Raw genomic sequence first — 22,495 nt, forward strand, 5'->3', positions numbered from 1 at the left:
CACTGACCTGCGCAAGGGGCGGCGGTGCATGGGGAGAGGGGGAGACACCGCCGCCCCTTGCGCAGGTCAGTGGCCGCCTTCGGAGGCGCCGAACATGGCCTTCGCATATTTGATGCCCAGGCCGTATGCGCCGCCAAATTCCTTTGCGATGCCGGTGGTGGACTCATAGGTTTCGGTGCGCGCCCAGTCGCGCTGCAGTTCCAGCATATATTGGAGCGAGGTCATCGGCTTGGCGCCGAGCTGGATCATGCGCTGCACGGCGCGCTCATGCGCTTCCTCGCTGATGTCGCCACAGGCGTCGGCGATGAAATAGACGTCGAAGCCCTGGTCGATCGCGGAGGCGACCGGGCCGACGATGCAGACGCTGGTCCACAGGCCGGCGAAGATGATCCGCTCCTTGCCGATGCGGTTCACTTCCTCGATCACGGCGGCATCTTCCCAGGTGTTCATGCTGGTGCGGTCGAGCAGGGGCTGGCCGGGGAAGGCGTCGGTGATCTCGCTGAACATCGGCCCCGAAAAGCTCTTTTCGGCCACGGTGGTCAGGATGGTCGACACGCCGAACGACTTGGCGGCGCGGCTGATCAGGGCGGCATTGTTGCGCAGCAGTTCCGGCGCGATCGACTTGGTGGCGAAGGCCATTTGCGACTGGAAGTCGATCAGGACCAAAATATGGTCGGTCGGCGAGATGAGGGACTTGCCCGGCGTCGGCGTGGCGGTGATCGTCATGGGTCGGCTCCTTGGTTTCGAGCAGTCGTCGCTGCTGTGAAGACAGTGTTAGCCGGCGTGCCTGATCCGAAATATCCAGATAAAATGCACCGGCTTGTTCTAAAAAATAGAAATGGTCAGTCACTGGCCTGACGCGCGCGATCATAGCTGTCCGTCGCCGCCCGATCTTGGATCAGGCTGACATGTTAGCGATCATTCCGATGCAAAGGGGGCGCTCGCGCGCCATGTCGTCAGAGGTCGATCAGTCCGCGCTTGATCGCCAGCGTCACCGCATGGGTGCGATCGGTCGCGTCGAGCTTCGAGAAGATCGACTTCATATGGCCCTTCACCGTCTCTTCGCTGATATCGAGTCGCGCCGCGACCTGCTTGTTGCTGTTGCCCCAGGCCGCCAGCGAAAGCACCGCGATCTCGCGCTCGGTCAGCGGGTCTTCCAGCACGTGCAGGGCGATCGCGGTGGCGACGGTGGCGTCGAGATGCTTGCCGCCCAGATGCACGGACCGGATCGCGTCGAGCAGCTGCTTGCGCAGGCTGGCCTTGAGCAGATAGCCCATCGCCCCTGCGCGCAGCGCCTTGATCGCGCGGCCATCGCCCGAATAGGTGGTCAGCACGATGATCCGGGCGTCGGGATGGATGGCCCGGATCGCGGCGATCGCGTCGAGCCCCGGCATTTCCGCCATCTGCAGGTCCATCAGCACGATGTCGGGGCGCAGCCGCGCATATTCCTCCACCGCGCGCCGGCCATTGTCCGCCTCGCCGACGATCCGCATGTCGGCCTGGGTCGCCAGCATCGCCCGCACGCCCTCGCGCAGCAGCGCATGATCGTCCACCACCAGGATCGATATGGGGGTGATCGCAGGCTGCATGTCGTGGCTGTGGATCGGACCGGGCTGCATCGCGCCAGAGTGGCGTGTTCCGCTTCCCAAGTCCATGCGATAGTCGCGCCTCATCGCGGCGCGGCCGGCCATTGTGCGATGATCGTGCCCAGCACGTCGGCGGCGCTGTCGGGCTGGTCGAAGGTCCAGTTCAGGCCGGCGAAACGGCCGGGAGTGGGACCGGGAGAGAGATAGGCGTCCAGCGCCGTCAGCACGCCGGCCATCATCGCACGGGCGGCGGCGCGTTGCGCGACCTTCGTTGCCGCCGGATCGAGCAGCCGCAGCAGGCAGGCGATCGAACAACTGTCGAGCCGGAGCGCCGCGCGCATCGCCACGGCGGCCAGCCGGCCCAGCCGTTCGGCATCCAGATCGTCGATTTCCCCCATGCCCACGATCATCAGCGACCGACAGCGCACCGGCGGCGGCGGGCTGGACAGGATCATCGTCTCGCCGAACCTGCCGTCGAACAGGCCGCCCGCGCGCAGTTGCGACAAAGTGCCTGACAGAGCGGCGTCGAGCGCGCAGGCGCCAGGATCGATCCGGCTCGTGGCGGACAGGACCGGCATGCCGACGATCAGCAGATCGACATCGCTCGCGATCGCATCGACCGGCCCGGCGCGGAAGCGGACGGTGCGATATGTGCCGACGATCGGCGCATCCATGCTCGCCACCCTGTTGATCCTCCCGCCATGACGCAGCCATGCGGGTCGGCGTCTCCTTGGGCCAAGCTAGAGGGACATGGCGCCCGCGTCGTGGCCAGGGCGCGCGGGATTTGGACAATCATGCGGAATTGCCGTGGTGGGAAAGGGGGAGGCGTGCATCCCGGCGTCCCGGCTGCCAACGGCTTTGGTGGTTAACTTCTGTGGGAAGATCGGGAATGTCGGGCGCTTTCGGCGCGGCTCTTCATCAGCGGCTGGATGCGCGTGCCGAACGCTTCCACGCCTTCCAGGAAATCGTCGAAGGTCAGCAGCACGCCGCCGGTATTGGGCACCTGCGCCATTTCGTCCAGCATTCGTGCCACGCTGGCATAGCTGCCGACCAGCGTGCCCATATTGATGTTCACGGCCCCTTCGGGCGCGGCCAGCTGGCGCACATTGGTGTCGATGTTGACGGTGTCCTTCGCGCCCTGATCGGCCAGCCAGGCGATCGCCTCGATATCGACCCCGTCATTATAGCTTTGCCATTTCGCCATGGCCTCCTCATCGGTCTCCGCGGCGATCACCATGACCAGCACGAACACCGACACGTCCCGGTCGGTCTGCGCCGTGAATTTCGCAAGGCGGTCATTGTTGAAGGCGAAGGCGGTCGGCGTGTTGACGCCCTTGCCCAGGCAGAAGGCATAGTCCGCCCATTTGGCCGAGAAGGCGAGGCCCGCGTCGGACGAACCGGCGCAGATGATCTTCATGTCCGCCTGCGGCTGGGGGCGGACCAGGCAGTCGTCCATCTGATAATATTGCCCCTTGAAGTCCGATCGGCCGGTCTCCCACAATTCCCGCAGCACGCGGGCATATTCGTCGAGCACATCATAGCGATTGCGAAAATGCTCGTCCCCCGGCCAAAGCCCCATCTGGGTATATTCGGGCGGCTGCCAGCCGGTGATGAGGTTGAGGCCGAAGCGGCCATGGCTGATGCTGTCGATGGTGTTGGCCATGCGCGCGGCGAAGGCGGGCGGGATGATCAGCGTGGGGCAGGTGGCGAAGATCTTGATCCTGTCCGTGACCGCCGCAAGGCCGGCCATCAGCGTGAAGCTTTCCAGCCCATATTCCCAGAATTGCGTCTTGCCGCCGAAACCGCGCAGCTTGATCATCGACAGCAGGAAATCGAGGCCATGTTTCTCGGCGCGCTGGGCGATTTCCTTGTTGAGGTCGAAGCTCGGCAGATATTGCGGGGCGTTCTCGCTGATCAGCCAGCCATTATTGTTGATGGGAACGAAAACGCCGACCTGCATGGCTTCAACTCCTGAGGAAGGGGAGGACGAGGCGATGGAAAGCATCCGGGTCGGTCACGTTGCAGGCGTGGCCGCCCCAATCGAATCTGGCGGTCCTGGCCCATGCGATCGGCGCCGCGACATCGAGGGCGCTGGCATGAGGGACAAGAAAATCGTCGCGGGTGGCGATGGCCAGCACCTTGGCGACGGCCGTCAGGTCGAGCAGGTGCGGGTTATAGGCCTGCACGGCGGCGATCCGCTTTTCCATCGTGGCCGCGCCGGGGAAGGTGGCGAGATGATGCGCCAGTTCAGCCTTCAGCGCATCGTCATGGGCCGCGATCCAGTCCGGCGGGAACAGGAACAGCGGTTGCGCCCGCAGGAATGCCTCGACACCGGCATGGCGCAACAGGGCCAGCCGCGTTTCGAAGCAGCGGCGGGTATGGGGTGACAGCGTCCGCCAGCCGTTGATGACGATCAGGCTGTCGAGCCGTGTGTTGGCGATCGCCAGTTCCATGCCGATCGCGCCGCCCAGCGCATGGCCGATGAAATGCGCGCGTTCGATGCCCAGCGCATCCATCAGGGCGATGACGTCGCCCGCCATATCCTCGACCGAGGTGGTTTCCGGCAATGTCCGGTCGCTGCGGCCGGTGCCGCGATGGTCATAGGCGATGACGTGGAAATGCTCTGCCAGCGCCGGGATGTTCGGCGCCCAATAGCTCGCCGATCCGCCAAGCCCGCTCGACAGGATCAGCGGCGGGGCGTCCGCGCGCCCGTGGATTTCATAATAGAGGCCGGCGGCCTCAGCCAAGATGCGCGACCGAGGCGATCTCGACCAGGCAATCGGGTTTCACCAGCTCGCACTTGATGCAGTAGCGCGCCGGCTTGTCGCCGGGAAAATATTCGGCATAGACGGCGTTGAAGGCCGCGTAATCGTCCAGATCCTTGAGGAAGATATGGTTCATGGCGATGTCGGCCATGGTGCCGCCGGCTGCCTCGACCGTGATCCTGATGACGTCCAGCACATGGCGGGTCTGCGCGGCGGCGTCGCCGACATGCAGCACCGTGCCGCCTTCGCCCAGCGCCAGCACGCCCGAGACATAGACCGTATTCCCGGCCCTTGCGCCCGCCGAATAAGGGGCGATCGGGGTCGGGAACTGGGGTGGATTGATCGGTTCGAAGGGCATCAGATCTCCTTGGGCGGAAGCTGGCCGACGGCGGAGCGGAAATCGGCGACATTGCTCACCCAGCCGAAGAATTTCTCGACATTGTAGAGGCTCGCCTCGCGGATGAAATCCGGCCCCAGATGATGCACCGCATCTTCCAGCAGCACGCCGAAATATTCGAGATGGAAACCGTCGCGCAGGGTCGATTCCACGCAGACATTGGTGGCGATGCCGGTGAAGACCAGGGTACGGATGCCGCGCGCGCGCAGCACGCTATCCAGTTGCGAGTTGAAGAAGGCGGAATAGCGCGGCTTGTGTACGCGCAGGTCGTCCTCGCGCGGCGCCAGCGCCTCCACCAGTTCATAGTCCCAGCCGCCGCGCGCCAGGAATTTGCCCGCCAGGTCCGGCCGCGCCCGCATCGTCTTGAGCGCATTGGACTTGTGCCAGTTGGGAGACAGCGGCGTGCCGGCCTCGGCATAGCCGCTGTCCCAGCCATTCTGCAGGAAGATCACCGGCATGCCCGCGGCCCGCGCCACCTCGACGACCTCCGCGATCCGGGGGATCACACCCGCCGCCGGGCTGACGTCGAAGCCGGCCTCGTCGACATAGCCGCCCTTGCTGGCATAGGCATTCTGCATGTCGACGACGATCAGCGCCGTCGTCGCGGCATCGATCCGGATTGCTTCGGGGCGCGCGGGCAGCACCACGCAGGGACCGGAACGGGATGGGGCGGGATCGACGATGGCTTCGCTCACCGGCGCAGGATTGAGCAGATGCACCCAATGGTCAAGCGCGGCCGTCATGGCTAAGGCGCGAGCCGGATATATCTCGGCTCTCGCCCTTCAGCGGGCTTTTGAGATTTTCGGGAATATCTGGAGCGGGTGAGGGGAATCGAACCCCCGTCGTCAGCTTGGGAAGCTGCTGCTCTACCATTGAGCTACACCCGCGTCTGGAGTGGCCATGGCATGGCCATGGAGCGCGGTCAACGGGGCTTGATGGACGCGCGCGAAATTAGCCGACCTGGCGTTTCGCCAGCTTGCGGGCGAGGGTGCGGCGATGCATCCCCAGGCGCCGGGCGGTTTCGGAGATGTTGAAGTCGCAATCCTTCAGCACTTCGTGGATATGTTCCCATTCCAGTGTCTTGATCGATGTCGGGCGCGGCGCCAGCGGCGCGGCGGGGTCGCCGCCGGAGCGGGCGAAGGCGGCCTCGATATCGTCGGTGTTGGATGGTTTCGCCAGATAGTTGGTCGCGCCGAGCTTGATCGCCTCGACCGCGGTCGCAATGCTGGCAAAGCCGGTCAGCACCACGATCAGCATGTCGGGATCATGGGCGTGCAGCGTCTGGACGCAGACCAGGCCCGATTCCGGGCCGAGCTTCAGATCGACCACAGCATAGCCGGGGCGATTGCCTTTCAGCACCTCTTCCAGCGCGCCATGGCTGGCGGCGGTCAGCACGTCATAGCCGCGCCGCTCGAACGAACGTTTGAGGGTCTTTGCAAAGGCCTCGTCATCCTCGACGATCACCAGCAGCCGTTCAGCTGTCATCTTCGCTGTCACTTTCCTCTTCCAGTGCGACGGTATCGAGCGGCAGGCGCAGCAGGATCAGCGCGCCGCCATCGGCGCCATTGCTGGCCGATACGCTGCCGCCCAGCTTGCGCACGACATTGACCACAAGGAAGAGGCCGAGGCCATGGCCTTCCTTGCCCTTGCTGGAGCGATAGGGCTTGCCGAAATCCTCCAGCATCGCCTGCGAAAAGCCGCTGCCATTGTCGCGCACGGCGATGTTGAGCGAGGCGCTGTCGCGTCCGACCAGCAGGTCGATATAGGTGGCGCCGGCCTCGCGCGCATTGTCGAGCAGATTGCCGACCGCCTGGCGGATCACCGGATCGGCGATGATGCGCGGATAGTCATGCGGGCCGAAGTCGCAGCGCAGCGGCATGCCCGGATTGGCGCGGCGCCATTCCGCCGCAATCCCTTCGATGAAGTCGCGGACATTGGTGACGGCCGGCGCCTCGCCCCGCGCCTCGCCCGAGGAGAGGAGAATGCCGGTGACGATCGCCTTGCAGCGCAGAACTGCGCTCTGCATCTCGCCCACTTCCTCTACCAGGGCGGGATGCTCGGTGATTTCGGGCATGCGGCGCCAGTCGCCCAGCACCACGGCGAGCTGGGCGAGGGGGGTGCCCAGCTCATGCGCCGCGCCCGAAGCGAGCAGGCCCATGCGGACGATATGTTCCTCCTCAGCCGCATGCTGGCGCATGCTGGCGAGATAGGCCTCGCGCGCCTGCAGGTTGCGGTTGATCCGGGTGATGAACAGCACCAGCAGCACCGCGATCATGGTGAAGCAGATCCAGGTGCCGATGATATGCAGGTCGAACAGCCGGCCCGCCAGCCGGTCGCTAAGGTCGAGCGGGCGATAGTCGAGCGCGAGCAGGCCGGCGCACAGCGCCGACACGGCGGTGATGCCCCAGGCGCTCGCCCGGTCGAGCAGCAGCACGCCAAGCGCGACCTGGAGCAGATAGAGCGAGACGAAGGGATTGGTCGCGCCGCCCGACAGATAGAGCTGGGCGGTCAGCAGCAGCACGTCGAACAGCAGCGATACCGACAATTCGGCGCGGGTGATGTCGGTCCGGGGGCGCAGCGCCGCAAAGCTGGCGGCGTTGACCAGCACGGCGACGGCGGCGACCAGCAGCATCGGGGCGAGGGGCAGGCGCACGCCCATCAGGAACTGGACGATCAGGATCGTCACCAGCTGCCCGGCGATCGCGATCCAGCGCAGCTGGATCAGCAGCGCCATATTCTTGCGACCGGCGGCATCGGCGGGCCACTGGCTGGGCAGCCAGCGGCGCCTGACGGCTTGGGTCTCGCTCATTCCGTGTTGTCTTCTGGATCCCGACGCATGAGGAAGATGTAGGCGCCTGCGACCATCGCCGCCAGTATGAACCATGTGATGGCATATTGGAGATGGTTGTTGGGGAAGCGGACGACGGTCAGGCCGCCGACCGGCGCGGTGTCGGGCGCGCAATTGGCGCCGGCATCGACGAAATAGTCCGCGACCGGCGGGGCGACATGCTGCGCGGCGGCGATCGCGGCGACATCGCGCGAATACCAGCGGCCGGCGGCGGGATCATTGCTGCGCAGGAAACCACCCTTGGGTTCGGTCAGGCGCAGCAGGCCGACAATCTGGACCGTGCCTTGGGGCCGGCTGTAGCGGGCGCGATTGTCCTGCGGCACGAAGCCGCGATTGACCATCAGGGTGAAGCCGGCGTCGGTCACCAGCGGCGTCATCACCCAGAAACCGGGGCCGCGCACGGTGACGGCCTGGGTCAGCACCGCCTTGTCATGCAGGAAATGGCCCGATGCGGCGACGCGGCGATATTCGTCGTCGCCGGTGGCGCTGCGGGGGGCGGGGACGGGCGCGGCATGGATGCGGGCGTCGACCCGTGCGATCAGGTCGCGCTTCCAGGCGAGGCGATAGACTTGCCAACTGCCGAGCGCGCAAAGACCGGAAAACAGCATGAGGGCGATCAGCGTCAGGCCGATCGTAAAGCGCGGGGAGCGCCGGCGGCGCCCCCCGATCTTCGCGGATGTCACGGCATCTCGCTCATATTGTGCATCGCCGACATGTCGGCGTGCGGCATCATGTTCGCGTTGAGGTGGAACATGACCCACATCGAACCCGACAGCACGATGACGACCAGGACGATGGTCAGCATCATCGCCATGAACGACCAGCCGCCTTCGACGCGGGTGTTCATGTGCAGGAAGTAGATCATGTGGACGATCACCTGCACCGCGGCGAAGGCCATGATGACGATGCCGGTCAGCTGGGGATTGCCCAGCACGCCCGACATCACCAGCCAGAAGGGAATGGCCGTCAGGATCACCGACAGGCCGAAGCCGATCATGTAGCTGCCGAAGCTGCCATGCGATCCTTCTTCATGATGGTCATCGTGATGATCGTGCCCATGTCCGTGGGCGTCGTGGCTATGGACAGCGTCGCTCACCGCAGGACTCCCATCAGATAGACAAAGGTGAAGACGCCGATCCAGATGACGTCGAGGAAGTGCCAGAACATCGACAGGCACATCAGGCGACGCTTGTTGGCCGGGATCAGACCCTTCTTGGCCACCTGCACCATCAGCGTGATCAGCCAGATCGAACCGAAGGTGACGTGCAGGCCGTGGGTGCCGACCAGGGTGAAGAAGGCCGACAGGAAGGCCGAACGCCACGGACCCGCGCCCTCATGGATGAGGTGCGAGAACTCGTAGAGTTCGATGAACAGGAACGCCCCGCCAAACAGGAGGGAGACGAACAGCCAGCCCTGGGTGGCGCTGATCCGGTTCTTTTCCATCGCCAGCATGGCGAAGCCGTAGGTGATCGACGAGAAGAGCAGCATCGCGGTGTTGAGCGCGATGAGCGGCAGGTCGAACAGATCCTTCGGGCCGGGGCCGCCGGCGAAGCTGCCGCCGAGCACGGCATAGGTGGCGAACAGGATGGCGAAGATGAGGCAGTCGCTCATCAGGTACATCCAGAAGCCCAGCATGGTGCTGTGGCCTTCGTGGAGGTGCGGCTCCTCGGGCAAATGATATGCCCGAGGTTCCGTGGTTGCAGTTGCGCTGCTCATGTCAGTCAGACTCCAGCGGCGAGGATTCGCGTGCGCTCTTCCTCGGTGCGCGTCACATCCTCGACGGGGATGTAGAAGTCGCGCTTGTAGTTGAAGGTGTGGCCGATGGCGACCGCGACGATGCCGATGAAGCTGAGGCCCGCGAGCCACCAGATGTACCAGATCAGCGCGAAGCCGCAGAGCGTCGACAGGGCGGCAAGGATGACGCCGGCGCCGGTGCTGCTGGGCATGTGGATCGCCTGATAGCCGGTCAGCGGACGCTGATAGCCATTCTTCTTCATGTCCGCCCAGCTGTCGGCGTCATAGACGACCGGCGTGAAGGCGAAATTATACTCCGGCGGCGGCGAGCTGGTCGCCCATTCCAGGGTACGGCCATCCCACGGATCGCCTTCGACCTTCAGTTCGTCGCGCTTCCAGATGGAGATGGCGAACTGAAGCAGCATCGCACCGATGCCGGCCGCGACGATGGCGGCGCCGATCGCGGCGATGACGAAGTAGATCTGCAGCGACGGATCGTCGAACACGCGCATGCGACGCGTCACGCCCATCAGGCCCATGATGTACAGCGGGGTGAAGGCGAGCCAGAAGCCGACCTGCCAGCACCAGAAGCTGACCTTGCCCCAGAACACGTTCAGCTTGAAGCCGAAGGCCTTGGGCCACCAGTAGTTGATCGCCGCGAACAGGCCGAACAGCACGCCGCCGATGATCACGTTATGGAAGTGCGCGATCAGGAACAGCGAGTTGTGCAGCACGAAGTCCGCCGGCGGAACGGCGAGCAGAACGCCGGTCATGCCGCCGACCGTGAAGGTCAGCATGAAGGCGACGGTCCACATCATCGGCAGCTCGAAACGGATCTTGCCGCGATACATGGTGAAGAGCCAGTTGAAGAGCTTGGCACCCGTCGGGATCGAGATGATCATCGTCGTGATGCCGAAGAAGCTGTTGACGCTGGCGCCCGAGCCCATGGTGAAGAAGTGGTGCAGCCACACGAGGTAGGAGAGCACCATGATGCAGCAGGTCGCGTAGACCATCGAGGTGTAGCCGAACAGGCGCTTGCCCGAGAAGGTCGAGGTGACTTCCGAGAAGACGCCGAACAGCGGCAGGATGAGGATGTAGACTTCCGGGTGACCCCAGATCCAGATCAGGTTCACGTACATCATCGGGTTGCCGCCGAAGTCGTTCGTGAAGAAGTTGGTGCCGGCATAGCGGTCGAGCGACAGCAGGACCAGCGTGGCGGTCAGGATCGGGAAGGAAGCGACGATCAGGATGTTCGCGCAGAGCGAGGTCCAGGTGAACACCGGCATCTTCATGAGGGACATGCCCGGCGCGCGCATCTTCACGATGGTCGCGATCAGGTTGATGCCCGACAATGTCGTGCCGACGCCTGCCACCTGCAGGGCCCAGATATAATAGTCGACACCCGTGGCCGGGCTATAGTCGATCCCCGAAAGCGGCGGATAGGCGAGCCAGCCGGTCTGGGCGAATTCGCCCAGGAACAGCGAGGCCATCACCAGCACCGCGCCGCCCGTGGTCATCCAGAACGAGAAATTGTTCAGGAAGGGGAAGCTGACGTCGCGGGCGCCGATCTGCAGCGGGACGATATAGTTCATCAAACCGGTGATGAACGGCATCGCCACGAAGAAGATCATGATCACGCCGTGGGCCGTGAACACCTGGTCATAGTGATGGGCGTTGAGATACCCTTCCGACCCGTTGAAGGCGAGCGCCTGCTGGAGGCGCATCATGACGGCGTCGGCAAAGCCGCGCAGGAACATGATGAGGCCGAGCACCATGTACATGATGCCGATCTTCTTGTGGTCCACGCTGGTGAACCATTCCTTCCAGAGATAGCCCCAGAGCTTGAAATAGGTCAGCGCCGCAACGACGGCCGCGCCGCCCAGCACCACCGCGCAGAATGTCGCGACGACGATGGGTTCATGCCATGGGAACGCGTCCCATGTCAGACGACCGAAGATCATCTGTGCTGTTGTGAGTGTACCGGTCATGTCTCTTACCGATGCTGCGCGTGCGCGTCAGCGCCGCTGTGAGAGGAGTGATCGGCCGGGGCCTTTTCGGCACCGGGCGCATCGGGGGCGGTTTCCTTGCCCTCGTTGCGATCGGTCTGGTCGATCACATGGCTGTTGGGGAAGTCGTACTGGAGGCCTTCGGTCTCCTTGGCCGACTCCTTGCCCGCGCCGCCCATCTGGTTGATGTGCATCAGCTCGCCCATGCAACGCTGGCCGGGCTTGGGGCAGAGATTGACGACCGCGTCGAACAGCTTGGCATCGGCGGCCGAGAAATAGGCGACGGGCGCCTTTTCGCTGGGCTTGGCCAGGTTCAGATAGACATTGCGGTCGAGCGACGCATTGCTGGCCTTCACCTTGGCGACCCAGGCGTCGAAGCCGGCCTGGTCCAGCGCCTTGTAGCCGAAGCGCATGTGGGTGAAGCCCGCGCCCGAATAGTTGGCGGAGAAGCCGGTGCCGGTGACCGGCTTGTTGGCGACGGCGTGGAGCTGCGTCTTCATGCCGGGCATCGCGTAGATCTGGCCGGCGAGTTCAGGGATATAGAAGCTGTTCATCACGGTCGAGGCAGTGATGTCGAAACGGACCGGAACATTGGTCGGCAGCGCCATTTCATTGACGGTGGCGATACCCTGTTCGGGATAGATGAAGAGCCATTTCCAGTCGAGCGCCACGACCTGGACGACCAGCGGCTTGACCTTGGGATCGATCGCGGTCTGCGCGTCGATGCGGTCGAGCGGACGATAGGGGTCCAGCTTGTGGGTGCTCACCCAGGTCAGCGCGCCCAGGCAGATGATGATGAGGAGCGGGGCCGACCAGATCAGCAGCTCCAGCTTGGTGGAATGATCCCAGTCGGGGTCATATTCCTTTTCGACCGCCTTGTTCGCGGCGCGGTAACGCCAGGCGAAATAGACGACCAGTGCCATGACGGGGATGACAATGAGGAGCATCAGCGCGGTCGAGATCAGGATCAGATCGCGCTGCTGCACCGCAATGTCGCCCGACGGGTTCATCACGACCCAGTTGCAGCCCGCCAGCGGCGCCGCAAGGATCGCGGAGGACCAGCGCAGAAGCCGGCTCCAGTTGGGTGAGAGAGGGTGTGACATGGCGCGCGGTTACCGATTCCGCACGCCATGCGATAGTGGGCAATTTGTCCAATTATGTGCGGACGCAAAAAATGTTTCACATGTGGGATACTGCTTAGACTCTGTGGGTTTTCTGTTATGTTGCCATTCTCTGGCCGTCGGGAGACCCAAAACAGGCACCGTCGGCCCAGCCAGGGAGCGGATGCCTATGACTTCACAGGCCATTGCCTTCACCTCCAGTTCGCTTGAGGATGATGCGCGCAAAATCAATGCACGCGACCACAGCATTGCACCGGGAGACATCTCCATTGGTGTGATCATTGGCCGCACCTCCGAATTTTTCGACTTCTTCGTTTACGCCATTGCTTCGGTTATCGTTTTTCCGAACCTGGTCTTTCCCTATGTCGATGCCCTGACGGGCACGCTCTATTCCTTCGCGATCTTCGCCGTCGCCTTCATCACGCGTCCGATCGGGTCGCTGATCTTCATGGCGATCGACCGGCGCTATGGCCGCGGGACCAAATTGACGGCGGCCCTGTTCCTGCTGGGCGGGTCGACCGCGGCGATCGCCTTTATGCCCGGTTATGCGACGATTGGCCACTATGCCGCTGTCGTTCTGGTGATCCTGCGCGCGGCTCAGGGTATTGCGCTGGGCGGGACATGGGATGGCCTGGCGTCGCTGCTGTCGCTCAACGCGCCGCCGCACCAGCGTGGCTGGTATGCGATGGTGCCGCAGCTCGGCGCGCCGCTGGCGCTGCTGGTGGCGAGCGGTCTGTTCGCCTTCTTCCTGCTGACGCTGTCGGAAGCGGACTTCCTCGACTGGGGCTGGCGCTATCCCTTCTTCGTCGCTTTCGCGATCAACGTCGTGGCGCTGTTCGCCCGGCTGCGCATCGTGGTGACGCATGAGTTCGAGCGTTTGTTCGAGCAGAAGGATCTGGTGCCGTCGCAGGTGCTGCCGACGGTCAAGGCGGAAGGGCGCAACATCATCATCGGTGCGTTCGCGCCGCTGGCGAGCTTTGCCCTGTTCCACATGGTTACGGTGTTTCCGCTGAGCTGGGTGGTGCTGTTCACCGATCAGCCGATCGATCGCTTCCTGGTGATCGAGATGATCGGCGCATCGGTCGGCCTGCTGGCGATCGTGGTTTCGGGCTTCATCGCCGACCAGATTGGTCGTCGCTCGCTGCTCGGCTGGTCGGCCCTGGGCATCGCGATCTTCGCGGTGGTGGCGCCGCTGCTGCTCAATGGCGGGGATCTGGGCGAGGTCGCCTTCATGATCCTGGGCTTCATGCTGCTGGGCCTGGCGTTCGGCCAGTCGTCGGGCGTGGTCGCCTCCAACTTCGCGACCGAGGCGCGCTATACCAGTTCGGCGCTGACGTCGGATCTGGCCTGGCTGGTCGGTGCCGGCTTCGCGCCGCTGCTGGCGCTGCTGCTGTCGGTGAAGTTCGGTCTGGCCGCGTCGGGCATCTATCTGCTGTCGGGCGCGGTTGCGACGATGGTGGCGCTCTACGTCAACAAGGAGCTGGCGGCGCGGGATCGCTGATCCCGGCCGACGGTCTTGGCAAAATGAGAAGCGTGATCGGCCTGGCCGGTCACGCTTTTTTTGTCGCTGCGACCCGTGCCTTCATCCGGGCGAGGCCCTTGCGGTCGAACCAGCCGATCGGGCCGGGGCGGGGACGCCAGCGCGGCAGCCAGTCGGGATAGAGGCTGACCAGTTCGCGCGGCAGGCCGGCGGGACCGACCCGGCTCATGATGTCGGAGACGATGCGGTTCTGATAATAGCGGACCGAATAGTTGATCAGCCGCTTGTAATGCATCCGCCAGGTCAGCGGCCGGGTGAGGCCGACCGGTTCGCATGCAAAGCCCGCGCCTTCGCAGGCCAGCACCCGCTCCAATTGCCAGTCGGCATCGCTTGCCAGATCGGTATGCGCCCAGGAGGCGACCAGCCCGTCGTCGCCGACCAGATCGTCGGGCAGGCGCAGGCCGCTGGTCCGGATGGCGGCAACGAAGCGGCCGGACAGGGCATAGAGATCGCCGAAGATGCCGCGCTCGATCCGCAGGTTGCGGCGATAGGTTTCCACTTCGCGGCCATTGACCGGCATGCCGGCAGCGGCGTTGGCCTGGGGATGGGCGGCAAGGTCGGCCACCAGCGCGTCGATCGATCCGGGCGCGATCTGGGCATCGCCGTCGAGGAAGATGACGGCATCCTCCGTGCCGGTGAGCAGGTGATGGACGAAATGGTTCCAGGTGCGCGACTTGCCGCCGGCGGCGATGTCATGGACGATCACATGGGGGCGGCCAGCGGCGGTGGCGCGGGCACGCGCCACGGTGCGGTCGGTGGTGCCGTTCACCAGCACATGGAAGATCGTGTCCGGGCGGTCGAGCGGCAGCGAGCCGAGACAGCCGGCGATCCGGCGTTCCTCCTGATGGGCGAAGATGGCGACGGCGACGGCCATGGCGGGATCAGCGGAAGTCCCAGCTCTGCTGGCCATGTTCGACGGCGTCCGGGCCATCGGCTTCGGCCTGGGGCGTGGCGCGCAGCGGCACCAGGATCGAGACGATCAGTGCGGCGATGGCGGTGCCGACCAGCGCCCACAGTGCAATCACGACCAGGCCGATCGCCTGGGCGAGCAGGCTGGCCGTGGCGGTGATGCCGGCGTCGAACCCGCCCCCGCCGAGCAGCGGCAGGACGAACAAAGGCAGCAGCAGCGCGCCGGTCGCGCCGCCCAGGCCATGGACGGCGAAGATATGGGCGGGATCGTCGATCCAGGCACTGGCGAAGCCGGCGCCGATGCGGGCGATGATCGCGGCGGCGAGGCCGATCAGCATCGCCCCGCCGGTGCCGACCAGGGCGGCCGATGCGGAAATGGCGGCGAGGCCGGCAATGGCGCCCGACAGCAGGCCGGTGGCGCTGGCATGGGCGCCGAGCAGTCGGTCGACCAGCGCCCAGCCGAGGCTGGCGGCGCAGGCGGCGAAGAAGAGGTTGAGGATGGCGGTGGCGGCATCGTCGGTGGCGCCCAGCGCCCAGCCGCCGACCGCACCGGCATAGCCGACCCAGAAGAGCGCACCGCCGGCGATGGCGAGGATATGGGCATGGCCGCCACCCTGGGCATCGCGGGGGCGCCCGGCGACGAGCGCCAGGGCAAGGGCGGAGAAGCCGGCCAGGACATGGACGACCAGGCCGCCGGCAAAGTCCATCGCGCCAAGCTGTGCCAGCCAGCCGCCGCCCCACATCCAGTGGGTGATCGGGGCGAAGACCAGCAGCAGCCAGAGCGGCGCGAAGGCGGCGACCCAGCCAAGGCGGGCGCGGCCGGCGATCGCGCCGACGGCGATGGCGCCGGCCAGCACGGCAAAGCCCATCTGGAACAGGACGAAGGCGGATTCGGGCACGGTGAGGCCGTCGCGCAGCGGGGCGAGATTGGCGAGCAGCAGATTGCTGCCGCCGCCCAGCCATTCGCTGCCCGGCGCATAGGCAAGGCTGTAGCCGGCAAGGCCCCAGCCGAGCAGGATCGTCGCGCCGGCAACCAGCGTCTGGGCCATCGCGGCGAGCCCGTGGCGGACATTGGCAAGCCCCGCATGACGCAGCATCAGGCCCGGCAGCGCGGCGAGCAGCAGCAACAGGGCGCAGGCGATCATCCAGCCGGTGTCGCCGCTGTCGGGCGCCGCCACCTGGGCCGCGGCCGGCTGGGCCAGCAACAGGGCGGCAAGAACGGGCAGGGCAAGGGCTGGGCGCATGGAGGAAGGTCCGGTTGGGATCAGGTCGCCCTGACTAGCGCGGGCAGGGTAAAGACTTCCATAAGCATGGCAATGTTCCGGCGGGGTGATCCGCCGCCGCGCCGTTCAGAAGCCCTCGGCGCCGCACTGGATGCGGCCGGTGCCTTCATTTTCGACGGTGCAGATCGGCCGGCCGGCGACGCTGACATCGCCCGATCCGGTCGAGCGGATGCTGACCGGGCCGTTGGCGGTGAGGGCGACATTGCCCGAGCCGTCGTTGAGGATTGCGGCCTGGCGCGCGACCAGATGGTCCGCGACGATCGCACCGGGGCCGCTGATGCGCAGATTGGCGACGCCGGCGGTGCCGGCGAGCGTGGTGCGGCCGCCGCCGGCGAGCGTGACCTGGAGATTGTCGAGCTGGAGCGACGCGACGCTGACATCGCCATTGCCGCCCTGGACGATCTCGCCATTGAGGCCCTTCATCGCGCTGACCGCGACGGCGCCGCCGCCGGTCAGGACGACGCGGTTCACTTCGCCGGTGGAGAGGCGGATGGTCGCGGGGCCGAGACCCTTTTCGCCCGGTTCGGGCCGCTCCATCGAGATGATGGCGAGGCGCCCCGAGACATCGACGCGCAGCCGGTCGAGCGCGCGCTGGTCCCCCTCCGCCCGCGCCGAGACGCCGGTGCCGGTGGTGATGATGACCGTGACCGGGGCGTCGACGCGGATCTGGTCAAAGCTGGTGATGGTATAGCCGCGGGTGGCGGCGCCGGCGGGGGAAGCCCCGGCCAGTGCCGCCGCCGCTGCCAGCATCAGGGGCCGCAATGCGCCTCGCCCGGTCCCATCGTGTTCGTCGTGCATTGCGCCTTGCCCTTCACCTTGACGTCGCCGGTGCCCATGATCTTGATAGCGACCGGACCGTCGGAGGCAAAGTCCATGTCGCCGGTGCCCATGACTTCGGCGGCGGCACGGCCGAGCTTCAGCCCGGCGGCATCGATGTCGCCGGTGCCGGTGATCGACAATTCGCCCTGATCGGCGGTGCCGGCGAGGGTGATGCTGCCCGATCCGGTGATTTCCGCCTTGAGGCTGCCAAGCTTCACCTGGCCGATGTCGAGATCGCCCGAGCCGGTGAGCGAGAGGGCGAGTTCGGTCCCTTCCGCCTTGTCGAGGGTGAAGTCGCCCGAGCCGGTGACGTCGATCGCGCGGATCGCGGGCAGGGTGACATGGATGGTCGCGCCCTTGCCGCCGTCGACCTTGTTCCACATGCCTTCGGACTTGCGGCCGATCTGGAGCGTGTCGGCCTTGGTCCGGATGTCGAGCAGGGCGACCGACTTGGGATCGCCATCGGCGGTGACCGAGAATTTGGGGCCGATGGTGACGACGACATTGTCAGGTCCGGTCACGTCGATGCGGCTGAAATCCTTGAGCGCGGCCCAGTCCTGCGGGGTGCTGGCGGCGGCCGGGGAGTCGCCGTTGCCGCCGCCGGACTGATGGTCGTTGCCGCGCGAGCAGGCGCTGGTGGCAAGGCCGACGGCGAGCAGGGTGGCGAGGGTCAGGTGACGGGGCAGGGGTAGGCGCGGCATCATTATCTCCATGCTGTATTATCTTTACAATACACTCTTGCCGTGGCGGTTCCAAGCCCCCTTGTTCGTCGGGCAGGATAAGGCATGATATCTGCAGGATAAAAGAAGGGTATTCCACCGATGCGCAAGCTGTTTTCCGCCCTGCCGCTGGTCGCGATGATGGGAGCGGCGGCCAGCGCCGCGCCGGCTGAGGATGATCCGGCGGCGCGCGGCGCGACATGGTGGCGCCACGTCCAGATATTGGCGGCGGACGACATGCAGGGGCGCGGCACCGGCACGCCGGGCTATGACAAGGCGGCCGACTATGTGATCGGCCAGTTTCAGGCATTGGGGCTGAAACCCGCCGGGGTCGAGGGCTACAAGCAGCCGATCGCCTTTGTCGAGCAGACGGTGCTGTCGGGCGAGAGCAGGGCGAGCCTGGTCGGCGCGAGTGGCGAGACGGCGCTGGCGGTGCCGGGCGACATCATCTTTTCCGGCAGCGGCGGCCCGGTGCCCGGCGCGATCGACGCGCCGATGGTGTTTGCGGGCTATGGCCTGCATCTGCCCGAAGTGGGCCATGACGATTTTGCCGGGCTGGACCTGAAAGGCAAGATCGTGGTGGTCGTTTCGGGCGGGCCGGCGGAGATCAGCGGCGCGCTCAAATCCCATGCCCGATCGGAACGGGGCCATTGGCTTGCGGCGCAGGGGGCGGTCGGCATGATCAGTCTGGTGACGCCGGGGCAGGTCGAGATTCCCTGGGACCGGCGCAAGGCGCTGGCGAGCGCGCCGGCGGTCTATTATGAGGATGTGGCGATGCGCGACACGCAGACGCCCTTCCTCAATGCCCAGTTCGACCCGGCCCGGTCGGCCGACCTGTTCGCCGGCAGCGGCCAGGATTTCGCCGCGATCGCGGCGGCCGCCGATGCGTCGAAGCCGGTCGCCAGCTTCCCGCTGACGCTGCGGCTCAAGGCCGCGGTCGCGGCCAAACGGGTGGCCTTGTCCTCACCCAATCTGGTGGCGGTGATGCCGGGCAGCGACCCCAAGCTGGCCAAGGACTATGTCGTGCTGTCGGCGCATCTGGACGGCTATGGCGTTGGCACGCCGATCAAGGGCGACGCCATCTATAACGGCGCGCTGGACAATGCGTCGGGCGTCGCCAGCCTGATCGAGATCGCCAAGACGTTGAAGGCAGGCAAGGTGAAGCCGAAACGATCCATCCTGTTCACCATCGTCACCGGCGAGGAAAAGGGCCTGCTGGGATCGCGCTATTTCGCGCGGCGGCCGACCGTGCCGAGCAAGAGCATCGTCGCCGACCTCAATTTCGACATGGCGCTGCCGATCTTCAAGCTGACCAGCGTGACCCCGGTCGGCTATGACCAGAGCAGCCTGGGCCAGGATGCGGCGGCGGTGAGCGAGGCGATGGGCCTGCCGATCACGCCCGATCCCTTCCCCGACCGCAACGTCTTCATCCGGTCCGACCAATATGCCTTCATCCGCGAGGGGATACCGGCGCTGTTCTTCAAATATGGCTTCAAGGCCGGGACGCCGGAAGCGACGGTGGAGAAGGCGTGGCGCGCGAACATCTATCATTCGCCCTTCGACGACGCGAACCAGCCGGTGATGCCGGCCGAGACGGCGAAGCTGAACGATTATGTGACCGCGGTGACGCTGCGGGTCGCCAATGCGGACACGCGGCCGAGCTGGAACAGCGACAGCTTCTTCAAGCGGTTCGTGAAATAGGCGGTTCGCGAAATCGGGCGCAGGGCGAGCGGCGGAGACGATCATGAACCAGGCCAGGCGCGTGCTGACCGGATGCGGGCTGGTGCTGGGGGCGGCGGGCTTTTTCCTGCTGGGCATAGGGGTGTCGCAGCGCGCGGCGCATCGGCAGGAGGCGCCGCCTTCTGCCATGTCGCCGGGCGGGGCTGCACCGGTGCCGTCGGGCCGACGGATATTCTCTCCCTCGATCGCGGGAGACCCCTATGTCCTGCAGCAATGGAAGGAGGCCGTCGAGAAGATGGAGCGGCGCTGTCGCGAGGCGGGGGAATTTTGCGCCGAAGTCAGGGCGGCCAGGGAACAGATGGACGAAATAAAATAATCGATCGATTATGGGTTGAGCTTTGCTTGCGGGGGCGCCTTCGCGACGCCGGCTTCATCCAATGACGATGTCGCTGGCGTAAAGCTGGATGCCGACGCTGAACTGAATTTGGGCAATCAGCGTGGCGGGGGCCGCGCCGCTGCCATCGGGATCGAAGAACAGCATCCTGCTGTTCTGCGCATAGAGGAATCGATCATTGGCATCGATTGCCACGCCGTTGGCATTGCTGGAAAAATTGCTGTCGTCCACGCTGGTCAGGCCACCAACGGCGCGGCCGGCCACGACCAGCCGATCCACGCCCTGTTCGAAATCGCGGACGGTATCGCCGCCTTCGGCCAGGTCGCGCCAGACAAAGCGATCCTTGCCGGCGCCGCCGAGCAGGCGATCGGCGCCGAGGCCGCCATAGATCCTGTCATTGCCCGTGCCGCCGGCGACGGCATCGTCCCCGGCGCCTCCGTCCACTATGTCGCGGCCTTCACCGCCATCGAGTTGGTCATTGCCGCTGCCGCCATAAATCCGGTCGTCGCCCCATTCGCCCCACAGGATATCGGCGCCGTCGTCGCCGAACATTATGTCCGCGTCCGACCCGCCATAGAGTATGTCATCGCCGGCATCGCCATGGATGCGATCATCGCCGTTGCCACCCGAGAGCGTATCGCGATCATCGCCGCCATATAGGCGATCGGCACCGTCGGCGCCGACAATGTCGTCCGCGCCGGCGCCGCCCAGAACGAGATCCGTGCCCGCGCCGCCATCCAGACTGTCGCCGCCGCCCCGGCCGAACAGCACGTCGTCGCCGCCATCGCCCCTGAAATCGTCGTGCATGTCGCCGCCGATCAGCCTGTCCCTGCCATCGCCGGCCCGGATGATCGCCTCGCGAGGGCCGAGCAGGACATAATCGTCGCCCGTGCCCAGATAGGCGATCAGCACTTCGATGCCGTGGATCGTGACCAGGGTGCGCGGGGCTGTGCCGTCGCCCGCATCGGCGGTGATGCGTTCGAAATTGGGCAGGATCTTCAGCTTCTGCGTCATTTCGCTGAGGTAGAGATAAGCGAGGTCGGTGCCCTCGCCACCGTCGATCCGGCTGCCGAACACGTCCGAATAGCGGCTGGCAATGCCGAGATGGATGCGGTCTCCACCCGATCCGCCGAGCAGCACGTCCCGGCCGCCGCGGCCGTAGAGAATGTCATTGCCGCCGCGCCCGACGATCCGGTCGCGACCGGTGGTGCCGCTCAGAATATTGTTATTCTTGGTTCCATAGCGATTGGCCATGACGGTCGATCCTTCTCCAGTCCCCTATTGGCGCGAGACCGATGACGGGACGGCGGATTTGTACGCGCGATATTATATCGATCCGCCGGGCTTGGAAAGCATGGCGGCCAATTGCGCAGGGCTTGCCCTATGGTGCTGGCGTGGTCTGGCGTGGCTAGCGCCGGGGCCTGCAATTGCCGACGCGGGCGCCGGTGATCGACATGAGAAATTCCATGTCGCCATCCATGGAGGCGCCCTAGTCGCGACTGGCCCGGCAGGGAATGGTTGCCGGGCCTGCTGGTCAGCCGAGCGCCTTGGTCACGACACCAATGGCCTGATCGATGGCCTGCGCCCGATCGCAGTTGGCGGCGCATTTCCCCTTCTGATATTCCAGCTTCTGGAGCAGGTCGCGCGCTGCATCGGGATTGCCGAGGCGGATTTCGGCCAGCGCCAGGCCCGACATGGCGCCGGGATGGCCGCTGCGGCCATGGGGCAATGCCCGTTCGAAATAGCGCCGTGCGCCTTCGGGATTGTTGAGCGCCAGCGCCGTCACCCCTTTCAGGAAGCGCGCCTCAAGATCGTTCGATCCGCTCATGATCCTGTCCAGCGCCTTGTCGGCCTGGGCATAATGGCCTTGCTGCATCAAATGGCGGACCTGGCCATATTGCGGCGATCGAAAATCCCCATAGACGCCCGAATCGACGTTGTAGAGATTGTCCCAGCTGGGACGGAGCCCTTCGTAAGAGCGGGACTGATCGGGCGACTGGGCTGTCGCCGGGGCGGCGAGTACGGAAGCGATTACCGGTAGAAGAAACGCGAAACGCATCGGGGCACTCCTTCGCTAGACGAAAGGAGGTTATGGTGACAGCAGGGGCCTGTCAATTTTGGTTTCAATTCGGAACTGTTGCCGGCAATCCGGGCCAATTGTTCGATATCGGATGCCTACTCCAGCCACATGGCTATCGGCTCGACACGGAGCCGCGCTCAGCGCCGGGGCCTGCAATTGCCGACGCGGGTGCCGGTGATCGACATGAGAAATTCTGCGTCGCCGCCCATGGGGCTGCCCAGATCGCGGGCGGGGGCGCTATTGACCTCGAACAGGCGGATGTTGCGTTTTATCTCGACATTGCGCGGGCCGATTTCGCCTTCCAGCTTGCCCTGCATCCGCACCCCCGGCCCGAGCCAGCAGCGCTGATTGCCGTGTATGGCGGCGCCGTCGCCGTCCAGTTTCCATTGCCGGCAATAGCTGGACGTGCCGGGGCCGGCGAAACTGTCGTCCAGCATGGTTTCGATCGTCGCGTCGATCGTGCCGTCGGGGATGCACAGGTTCCAGGTGCGGATCGGCAGGGTGCGGGCGCTGAAATCGCGGATCACGGTCTGGTGCTGGCTGAACGCCCATTGGCCCGCGAGGATCGGGTTGGGGCGGCCGGTGACGATGATCGGCGGCCCTTTTGGCGGGGC

23 protein-coding genes, 1 tRNA gene and 1 pseudogene are annotated in these 22,495 nt (G+C 65.4%); 3 read left to right on the forward strand and 22 right to left on the reverse strand.

Features of this window, described 5'->3' with window-relative positions; genetic code table 11:
* Positions 1 to 66: 66 nt before the first annotated feature.
* The 15 genes from BRX37_RS24300 to cyoA all read right to left on the reverse strand — a co-directional run bounded on the left by BRX37_RS24300 (position 67) and on the right by cyoA (position 12,439).
* A complete protein-coding gene (locus BRX37_RS24300) occupies positions 67 to 726 on the reverse strand; it encodes a hydrolase (protein ID WP_037512509.1) in 660 nt (219 codons plus the stop codon).
* Between the two features lie 230 nt (positions 727 to 956).
* The gene (locus BRX37_RS24305) at positions 957 to 1,619 is read right to left on the reverse strand and encodes a response regulator (RefSeq protein ID WP_052076695.1); all 663 of its coding nucleotides are present in this window, start codon (positions 1,617 to 1,619) and stop codon (positions 957 to 959) included.
* A 50-nt stretch (positions 1,620 to 1,669) separates the two neighbouring features.
* Positions 1,670 to 2,260: a M17 family peptidase N-terminal domain-containing protein gene (locus tag BRX37_RS24310; protein ID WP_069338305.1), complete on the reverse strand. Its 591-nt coding sequence runs from the start codon at positions 2,258 to 2,260 to the stop codon at positions 1,670 to 1,672.
* 191 nt (positions 2,261 to 2,451) lie between these two features.
* On the reverse strand, positions 2,452 to 3,546 hold the full coding sequence (gene rutA, locus BRX37_RS24315) for a pyrimidine utilization protein A (RefSeq protein WP_125989939.1): 1,095 nt from the start codon (positions 3,544 to 3,546) through the stop codon (positions 2,452 to 2,454).
* Positions 3,547 to 3,550: 4 nt separating this feature from the next.
* On the reverse strand, positions 3,551 to 4,333 hold the full coding sequence (rutD, locus tag BRX37_RS24320; protein ID WP_125989941.1) for a pyrimidine utilization protein D: 783 nt from the start codon (positions 4,331 to 4,333) through the stop codon (positions 3,551 to 3,553).
* Positions 4,326 to 4,709, reverse strand: coding sequence for a pyrimidine utilization protein C (gene rutC / locus BRX37_RS24325; protein ID WP_125989943.1), 384 nt, complete (start codon positions 4,707 to 4,709; stop codon positions 4,326 to 4,328). Before rutC ends, rutD begins: the two co-directional genes overlap by 8 nt.
* Positions 4,709 to 5,491, reverse strand: coding sequence for a pyrimidine utilization protein B (gene rutB / locus BRX37_RS24330; RefSeq protein ID WP_125989945.1), 783 nt, complete (start codon positions 5,489 to 5,491; stop codon positions 4,709 to 4,711). Before rutB ends, rutC begins: the two co-directional genes overlap by 1 nt.
* Before the next feature lie 70 nt (positions 5,492 to 5,561).
* A tRNA-Gly gene (locus tag BRX37_RS24335) sits at positions 5,562 to 5,635 on the reverse strand.
* Positions 5,636 to 5,699: 64 nt separating this feature from the next.
* Positions 5,700 to 6,233: a response regulator transcription factor gene (locus BRX37_RS24340; RefSeq protein WP_017499774.1), complete on the reverse strand. Its 534-nt coding sequence runs from the start codon at positions 6,231 to 6,233 to the stop codon at positions 5,700 to 5,702.
* Positions 6,223 to 7,557: an ATP-binding protein gene (locus tag BRX37_RS24345; RefSeq protein WP_048937550.1), complete on the reverse strand. Its 1,335-nt coding sequence runs from the start codon at positions 7,555 to 7,557 to the stop codon at positions 6,223 to 6,225. The genes BRX37_RS24340 and BRX37_RS24345 overlap by 11 nt, the downstream gene beginning before the upstream one ends.
* Complete coding sequence (locus BRX37_RS24350; protein ID WP_125989947.1) at positions 7,554 to 8,279, reverse strand: SURF1 family protein; 726 nt, start codon at positions 8,277 to 8,279, stop codon at positions 7,554 to 7,556. The genes BRX37_RS24345 and BRX37_RS24350 overlap by 4 nt, the downstream gene beginning before the upstream one ends.
* Positions 8,276 to 8,692: a cytochrome o ubiquinol oxidase subunit IV gene (gene cyoD, locus BRX37_RS24355; RefSeq protein WP_017499771.1), complete on the reverse strand. Its 417-nt coding sequence runs from the start codon at positions 8,690 to 8,692 to the stop codon at positions 8,276 to 8,278. The genes BRX37_RS24350 and cyoD overlap by 4 nt, the downstream gene beginning before the upstream one ends.
* Complete coding sequence (cyoC, locus tag BRX37_RS24360; protein ID WP_125989949.1) at positions 8,689 to 9,312, reverse strand: cytochrome o ubiquinol oxidase subunit III; 624 nt, start codon at positions 9,310 to 9,312, stop codon at positions 8,689 to 8,691. The genes cyoD and cyoC overlap by 4 nt, the downstream gene beginning before the upstream one ends.
* A 5-nt stretch (positions 9,313 to 9,317) precedes the next feature.
* Positions 9,318 to 11,318 carry a cytochrome o ubiquinol oxidase subunit I gene (gene cyoB / locus BRX37_RS24365; RefSeq protein WP_004207841.1) on the reverse strand — a complete coding sequence of 667 codons (2,001 nt, stop codon included), beginning with the start codon at positions 11,316 to 11,318 and terminating at the stop codon, positions 9,318 to 9,320.
* Positions 11,319 to 11,323: 5 nt separating this feature from the next.
* A complete protein-coding gene (cyoA, locus tag BRX37_RS24370; RefSeq protein WP_026108879.1) occupies positions 11,324 to 12,439 on the reverse strand; it encodes a ubiquinol oxidase subunit II in 1,116 nt (371 codons plus the stop codon).
* A gap of 187 nt (positions 12,440 to 12,626) precedes the next feature.
* On the opposite strand from cyoA, the gene BRX37_RS24375 reads away from it, so the two are divergent.
* Complete coding sequence (locus BRX37_RS24375) at positions 12,627 to 13,958, forward strand: MFS transporter (RefSeq protein WP_010338183.1); 1,332 nt, start codon at positions 12,627 to 12,629, stop codon at positions 13,956 to 13,958.
* Between the two features lie 49 nt (positions 13,959 to 14,007).
* Here BRX37_RS24375 and BRX37_RS24380 read toward each other — a convergent pair whose 3' ends face one another.
* The 4 genes from BRX37_RS24380 to BRX37_RS24395 all read right to left on the reverse strand — a co-directional run bounded on the left by BRX37_RS24380 (position 14,008) and on the right by BRX37_RS24395 (position 17,721).
* Positions 14,008 to 14,871 (reverse strand): glycosyltransferase, encoded by an 864-nt coding sequence (locus tag BRX37_RS24380; protein ID WP_125989951.1) that lies wholly within the window; start codon positions 14,869 to 14,871, stop codon positions 14,008 to 14,010.
* A gap of 7 nt (positions 14,872 to 14,878) precedes the next feature.
* On the reverse strand, positions 14,879 to 16,150 hold the full coding sequence (locus BRX37_RS24385) for an ammonium transporter (protein WP_125989953.1): 1,272 nt from the start codon (positions 16,148 to 16,150) through the stop codon (positions 14,879 to 14,881).
* Between the two features lie 105 nt (positions 16,151 to 16,255).
* A complete protein-coding gene (locus tag BRX37_RS24390) occupies positions 16,256 to 16,987 on the reverse strand; it encodes a GIN domain-containing protein (protein ID WP_125989955.1) in 732 nt (243 codons plus the stop codon).
* A complete protein-coding gene (locus BRX37_RS24395; protein ID WP_125989957.1) occupies positions 16,939 to 17,721 on the reverse strand; it encodes a head GIN domain-containing protein in 783 nt (260 codons plus the stop codon). Before BRX37_RS24395 ends, BRX37_RS24390 begins: the two co-directional genes overlap by 49 nt.
* A gap of 108 nt (positions 17,722 to 17,829) precedes the next feature.
* On the opposite strand from BRX37_RS24395, the gene BRX37_RS24400 reads away from it, so the two are divergent.
* Positions 17,830 to 19,428, forward strand: a complete 1,599-nt coding sequence (locus BRX37_RS24400) for a M28 family metallopeptidase (protein WP_125989959.1) — start codon at positions 17,830 to 17,832, stop codon at positions 19,426 to 19,428.
* A gap of 43 nt (positions 19,429 to 19,471) precedes the next feature.
* Entirely contained in the window at positions 19,472 to 19,783 is a 312-nt protein-coding gene (locus tag BRX37_RS24405; RefSeq protein WP_125989961.1) for a hypothetical protein, read from the forward strand.
* A 54-nt stretch (positions 19,784 to 19,837) separates the two neighbouring features.
* Here BRX37_RS24405 and BRX37_RS24410 read toward each other — a convergent pair whose 3' ends face one another.
* The 3 genes and pseudogenes from BRX37_RS24410 to BRX37_RS24420 form a co-directional block, all read right to left on the reverse strand.
* Positions 19,838 to 21,055: a calcium-binding protein gene (locus BRX37_RS24410; protein WP_125989963.1), complete on the reverse strand. Its 1,218-nt coding sequence runs from the start codon at positions 21,053 to 21,055 to the stop codon at positions 19,838 to 19,840.
* Positions 21,056 to 21,335: 280 nt separating this feature from the next.
* The gene (locus BRX37_RS24415; RefSeq protein ID WP_125989965.1) at positions 21,336 to 21,860 is read right to left on the reverse strand and encodes a tetratricopeptide repeat protein; all 525 of its coding nucleotides are present in this window, start codon (positions 21,858 to 21,860) and stop codon (positions 21,336 to 21,338) included.
* Positions 21,861 to 22,018: 158 nt separating this feature from the next.
* Positions 22,019 to 22,495, reverse strand: a pseudogene (locus tag BRX37_RS24420) (hypothetical protein); the annotation flags it as partial.

The organism is Sphingomonas sp. S-NIH.Pt3_0716, assembly GCF_003950715.1.
In the GTDB taxonomy this organism is placed as follows: domain Bacteria; phylum Pseudomonadota; class Alphaproteobacteria; order Sphingomonadales; family Sphingomonadaceae; genus Sphingobium; species Sphingobium yanoikuyae_A.

Coding starts and splice junctions, on each gene's coding strand:
- BRX37_RS24300 (WP_037512509.1), bottom strand. CDS start 726: ATGACGATCACCGCCACGCCGACGCCGGGCAAGTCCCTCATCTCGCCG.
- BRX37_RS24305 (WP_052076695.1), bottom strand. CDS start 1,619: ATGCAGCCCGGTCCGATCCACAGCCACGACATGCAGCCTGCGATCACC.
- BRX37_RS24310 (WP_069338305.1), bottom strand. CDS start 2,260: ATGGATGCGCCGATCGTCGGCACATATCGCACCGTCCGCTTCCGCGCC.
- rutA (WP_125989939.1), bottom strand. CDS start 3,546: ATGCAGGTCGGCGTTTTCGTTCCCATCAACAATAATGGCTGGCTGATC.
- rutC (WP_125989943.1), bottom strand. CDS start 4,709: ATGCCCTTCGAACCGATCAATCCACCCCAGTTCCCGACCCCGATCGCC.
- rutB (WP_125989945.1), bottom strand. CDS start 5,491: ATGACGGCCGCGCTTGACCATTGGGTGCATCTGCTCAATCCTGCGCCG.
- BRX37_RS24340 (WP_017499774.1), bottom strand. CDS start 6,233: ATGACAGCTGAACGGCTGCTGGTGATCGTCGAGGATGACGAGGCCTTT.
- BRX37_RS24345 (WP_048937550.1), bottom strand. CDS start 7,557: ATGAGCGAGACCCAAGCCGTCAGGCGCCGCTGGCTGCCCAGCCAGTGG.
- cyoC (WP_125989949.1), bottom strand. CDS start 9,312: ATGAGCAGCGCAACTGCAACCACGGAACCTCGGGCATATCATTTGCCC.
- cyoB (WP_004207841.1), bottom strand. CDS start 11,318: ATGACCGGTACACTCACAACAGCACAGATGATCTTCGGTCGTCTGACA.
- cyoA (WP_026108879.1), bottom strand. CDS start 12,439: ATGTCACACCCTCTCTCACCCAACTGGAGCCGGCTTCTGCGCTGGTCC.
- BRX37_RS24375 (WP_010338183.1), top strand. CDS start 12,627: ATGACTTCACAGGCCATTGCCTTCACCTCCAGTTCGCTTGAGGATGAT.
- BRX37_RS24380 (WP_125989951.1), bottom strand. CDS start 14,871: ATGGCCGTCGCCGTCGCCATCTTCGCCCATCAGGAGGAACGCCGGATC.
- BRX37_RS24385 (WP_125989953.1), bottom strand. CDS start 16,150: ATGCGCCCAGCCCTTGCCCTGCCCGTTCTTGCCGCCCTGTTGCTGGCC.
- BRX37_RS24390 (WP_125989955.1), bottom strand. CDS start 16,987: ATGCACGACGAACACGATGGGACCGGGCGAGGCGCATTGCGGCCCCTG.
- BRX37_RS24395 (WP_125989957.1), bottom strand. CDS start 17,721: ATGGAGATAATGATGCCGCGCCTACCCCTGCCCCGTCACCTGACCCTC.
- BRX37_RS24400 (WP_125989959.1), top strand. CDS start 17,830: ATGCGCAAGCTGTTTTCCGCCCTGCCGCTGGTCGCGATGATGGGAGCG.
- BRX37_RS24405 (WP_125989961.1), top strand. CDS start 19,472: ATGAACCAGGCCAGGCGCGTGCTGACCGGATGCGGGCTGGTGCTGGGG.
- BRX37_RS24410 (WP_125989963.1), bottom strand. CDS start 21,055: ATGGCCAATCGCTATGGAACCAAGAATAACAATATTCTGAGCGGCACC.
- BRX37_RS24415 (WP_125989965.1), bottom strand. CDS start 21,860: ATGCGTTTCGCGTTTCTTCTACCGGTAATCGCTTCCGTACTCGCCGCC.